Genomic DNA, 4,500 nt, shown 5'->3' with positions numbered 1-4,500 from the left:
TAAAAGGGTGAAAACAAATTTCGATTGGGAGTAGATCATTGGCCCCAAAAGAAGCCGGTCGCGGATACAAAAGCGGATACCAAATGTGGAGAATAGATGGTCGTTTTCGTTACCGGGTGAACGACAAAATTGTAATTTTTGAAAAAAATTTGGTCGCTGGGCGGTGCCGAAGCTCGCGGCGGCTGGCGGCCTATAGTCGTTCACTTCGTGGAGGGCCGAAGCGGCGGATTGGCTTCTGCTCCGGCTCGGAGATAGTCCAGCAGGGCGTCGCGGGTGCTGGAGAAGGCTAAATCCTGCCAGGGAATCTCCGCCGGCGCGAAGAGACGGGCGTCCAAAGCCTCGTCGGCTGCCTGCAGCTGGCCGCCGATCACCTCGGCCTGGTACACCACCACCACGGTGGTGACCTGGGGATAGGAGTAGACCCCCACCAGAGGGCCGATGGCCACCCGCAGGCGCACCTCCTCCCAGACTTCGCGGGCCGCGGCCTGCGGCACCGGCTCCCCGGCATCCACAAAGCCGCCGGGAATCACCCAGCGGCCGTAGGCGGGCGGGATGGCGCGCTGGAGCAGCACAATCCGGCCTGCCACCCGCACGATGGCGCAGGCGGCGATCTTGGGGTCCAGGTAGAACACGAAGCGGCACGCCCTGCATTGCAGGCGCTGCGGCTCGCCGGGTTTCAGGTTGGCGAGTTGCAGCGGACCGCCGCACTGGGGGCAGTAGCGGTAGGTTGTGAGGCGTTCCATACGTTGGGCGTTTTCCAGTCCGTGTTTCAGGGGGGCGGCCGGCAGCCGCATTGAAACGGCGGCATCATACACCCAGAAAAGCATCGATTGCAAATTTGACGGTTCCGCAAAAAGCCCACTTTCTGCGTTGCGCTGCATCTCGAAGTCGCTGCGGCCTGCATAAGTAGACCTCACTCCTCGAGATTTGCGCGCCGTAAATTGAACTTTTTTCGAAACCGTCTGGGTTTTGACTTTTTACCGGTTCATCAAATTTGACTTGTAGCGTTTCGCCCGCTTGGACAATTTTTCACCGCCCACAATGGGACTGATGCCGGGGCCGTCACTTCCCGCTTGGATCCGCCCTTGCGTCCTGCGTCTCAGGCTTGCATCCCACCGGCTGGGGGTGATATGAGCCCTTGCGCGGTGCATACCGGCACGGGACTGATTTTTATCCCCGCTCGGTTTAAATTGGGTGCCGGCGGACTTATTATATTTTTTCGGCTAAACTGAACGGCGGTGCCGGGGCGTCCGCCGGCACATTTGGGGGAAAAGGCTCATGAAAAACAACCCGCCGGAGCTGTCCGCAGCTCGTGGGCCGCAGCCTTCCAGCCAAGGGCCGTCCGGGGCGGGCCTGGCCGCCTTGCGCGACCAGATCGACGCCATCGACCGGCGGATCGTCGGGTTGTTGAAGGAGCGTCAAACCGTGGTCGAAAAGGTGGTGGCCCTCAAGAAGGCCGCCCACCTGCCGGTCTATCATCCCGCCCGGGAGGAGAACCTGATCTCCGGGCTGCGCGCCCAGGCCCGCGCCCAGGGGCTGGATCCCGATTTTGTCGAGGAACTCTACCGGCGAATCATCCGGCAGTCGCGCGTGGCCCAGACCGCCAGGCTCTCCCGGCGGGGGGTGCGCCCCGGTGCCCGGGTCCTGGTGGTGGGCGGCGGCGGCAGCATGGGGCGTTATTTCGTGCGCTGGTTCGGGGATGCCGGCTACCGGGTGCGCAGCCTGGATCGCAACGACTGGCCGACGGCCGCCGAGCGTTGCCGGGAAGCCGATCTGGTGTTGCTCTGCGTTCCCATCGATGTCACCGGAGCCGTCGCCCGCCGCCTGGGGCCCCACCTGCCGCCCCAGTGCGTGCTGGCCGACATCACCAGCCTCAAGGCCGAGCCCCTGCAGGCCATGCTCGCCGCCCACAGCGGGCCGGTGCTGGGGCTGCATCCGCTCTTCGGGCCGACCACCTCCAGCATGGACAAGCAGATCGTGGTGGTCACCCCCGGTCGGATGGAGGATGCCTGCCAGTGGGTCATTGATCAATTTGCGGCCTGGGGCAGCGTTCTGGTGCAGGCCACCCCGACCGAACACGATCAGATCATGGGCTTTGTCCAGGCCCTGCGCCATTTCGCGACCTTCGCCTTCGGCCAGTTCCTCTGCCGCCAAAACGCGAGCCTCAACCGCTCGCTGGAATTCTCGAGCCCCATCTATCGCCTGGAATTGGGTATGGTGGGACGGCTTTTCGCCCAGGATGCCGAACTGTATGCCGAAATCATCTTCGCCACCCCCCAGCGACGGGCGATGTTGAAGGACTATATCCTGTCCCTGGGCAGCAACCTGGAGATGCTCGAAAAAGGGGACAAAAACAAATTCTGCGAGGAGTTCAGGCGGGTTTCCGAGTGGTTCGGCCCCTTCGGCGAGCAGGCCATCCGTGAAAGCTCCTACCTGATCGACAAGTTGATCGAAAGGTTTTAAACCAACCTGCGGCCGCCGGCCCGGCGCCGCTTTCGGAATGCAAACGGAAATTCAAACATGACGCCAACCGATTCACCCCAGGCCCTGCGCAACATCGCCATTATCGCCCACGTCGACCACGGCAAGACCACCCTGGTGGATGCCATGTTTAAGCAAAGCGGAGTGTTTCGTGAGGGCCAGCAGATCGACGAACGCATTATGGACCGGATGGACCTCGAGCGCGAACGGGGCATCACGATCGCCGCCAAGAACTGCGCCATCGTCTGGCAGGGGGTCAAGATCAACATCATCGACACCCCCGGACACGCCGATTTCGGCGGGGAGGTGGAGCGCGCGCTGTCCATGGTCGACGGGGCCCTGCTGCTGGTGGACGCCTCCGAGGGCCCCTTGCCCCAGACGCGTTTCGTGCTCAAAAAGACCCTCGAGGCCGGTCTCAAGGTCATCGTCGTGATCAACAAGATCGACCGCAAGGACGCCCGCCCGGAGGCGATCCTGGATTCGGTCTATGATCTGTTCATCGACCTGGACGCCAGCGAGAGCCAACTGGATTTCCCCTATCTTTACGCCATCGGGCGCGACGGGGTGGCCATGGCCGCGGCCGACGCGCCGGGTCGGGACCTTCAGCCGCTGTTTGAAAAAATAGTCGCCGAGATCCCCCCGCCGGCCTGCAATCCCGCGGCCCCTTTTCAGATGCTGGTATCCGATCTGGGCTACTCGGATTATCTGGGGCGCCTGGCCATCGGCAAGGCGGTCAGCGGCGTGATCCGGCAGCGGGATAATCTGGTCTGTTTAGGGGAGGACGGTGCTGCCCAGCCGCTAAAGATCTCGCGCCTGCAGGTCTACGAAGGGCTCGTGCTCAAGGACGTCGCCGAAGTGGCGGCGGGCGATATCGTGGTTCTGGCAGGGATCGAGAACGTCAAGATCGGCGACACCATCTGCACCGGCGAAAACCACAGTCCACTGAAACGCCTGCGGGTGGACGAGCCCACGGTTTCCATGCGCTTTTCGGCCAACACCTCGCCCTTTGCCGGCCAGGAGGGCACCATCGTGCAGGCGAGCAAGATCCGCGCCCGGCTGTTCAAGGAGACCTTGCGCAACGTGGCCCTGCAGCTGGAGGAGACCGACGAACGCGACACCTTCCTGGTCAAGGGCCGGGGCGAGTTTCAGATGGCGATCCTGATCGAGACAATGCGGCGCGAGGGATTTGAGCTGGCGGTTGGGCGTCCGGAGGTGATATACAAGTATCGGGACGGCCGCCAGCTGGAGCCCATCGAACACCTGCTGGTGGACTGTGACGACCGCTTTTTGGGGGTGGTGACCGAAAAACTGGCGATCCGCAAGGGTCAGATGACCAACCTGGTCAATCACGGCACCGGGCGGGTGCGCATCACGTTTTCGGTGCCCTCGCGCTCCCTGATTGGCTACCGCGACGAATTTCTGACCGACACCCGCGGCACCGGCATCCTGAACAGCTACTTCGCCGGTTACGAGCCCTTCCGGGGCGAGTTCCCCTCGCGCTTTACCGGCTCGATCGTGTCCGATCGCAAGGGCAAGGCCGTGGCCTATGCGCTGTTCAACCTCGAGCCGCGCGGCCAGATTTTTATCGTGCCGGGATGCCCGGTCTACGAGGGCATGATCATCGGCGAGCACAACCGTGAAAACGACATCAACGTCAACCCTTGCAAGTAGAAGAAGCTGACCAACATGCGGGCCGCGGGAAAAGACGACAACGTGATTCTCTCGCCGGTCAAAGCGATGACCCTGGAGCGCGCGATTCACTTTATCCGCCGCGACGAGCTGGTGGAGGTGACCCCCCAGAGCATCCGGCTGCGCAAGGCCGTTTTGACGGCCCAGCAACGCTACCAGCAGCGGGGGGTCCAGCTCAAAAAGGAAAACGGCCTCTGAGCTACCGGGAGGCCAGCGGCGACGGCCCTTGGGGCCGGCCGCTAAACCGGAAATGGATTGAAATGAAACATCCCATGAGTAAATCATTCCGCGTCTTGATGACGCCGCTCATCCTGGCGGCCGCTATGCTGG

The 4,500-nt window shown here is 62.6% G+C and carries 2 protein-coding genes and 1 pseudogene; 2 read left to right on the top strand and 1 reads right to left on the bottom strand.

Annotation, left to right across the window (positions count from 1 at the left end; translation table 11 throughout):
• Positions 1-200: 200 nt before the first annotated feature.
• Positions 201-743 (bottom strand): NUDIX hydrolase, encoded by a 543-nt coding sequence (locus LJE63_10390; protein MCG6907020.1) that lies wholly within the window; start codon positions 741-743, stop codon positions 201-203.
• A 535-nt stretch (positions 744-1,278) separates the two neighbouring features.
• On the opposite strand from LJE63_10390, the gene tyrA reads away from it, so the two are divergent.
• Positions 1,279-2,463 carry a bifunctional chorismate mutase/prephenate dehydrogenase gene (gene tyrA / locus LJE63_10385; protein MCG6907019.1) on the top strand — a complete coding sequence of 395 codons (1,185 nt, stop codon included), beginning with the start codon at positions 1,279-1,281 and terminating at the stop codon, positions 2,461-2,463.
• A gap of 57 nt (positions 2,464-2,520) precedes the next feature.
• A pseudogene (gene typA / locus LJE63_10380) lies at positions 2,521-4,368 on the top strand (translational GTPase TypA).
• Positions 4,369-4,500 lie beyond the last annotated feature (132 nt).

Source organism: Desulfobacteraceae bacterium (genome assembly GCA_022340425.1).
GTDB lineage: Bacteria > Desulfobacterota > Desulfobacteria > Desulfobacterales > JAABRJ01 > JAABRJ01.
This window is presented reverse-complemented; position numbering and strand designations above follow the sequence as displayed.

What these genes read in the sequence shown, in the direction of transcription:
- tyrA (MCG6907019.1), top strand. Translation starts at nt 1,279, where the DNA reads ATGAAAAACAACCCGCCGGAGCTGTCCGCAGCTCGTGGGCCGCAGCCT.
- LJE63_10390 (MCG6907020.1), bottom strand. Translation starts at nt 743, where the DNA reads ATGGAACGCCTCACAACCTACCGCTACTGCCCCCAGTGCGGCGGTCCG.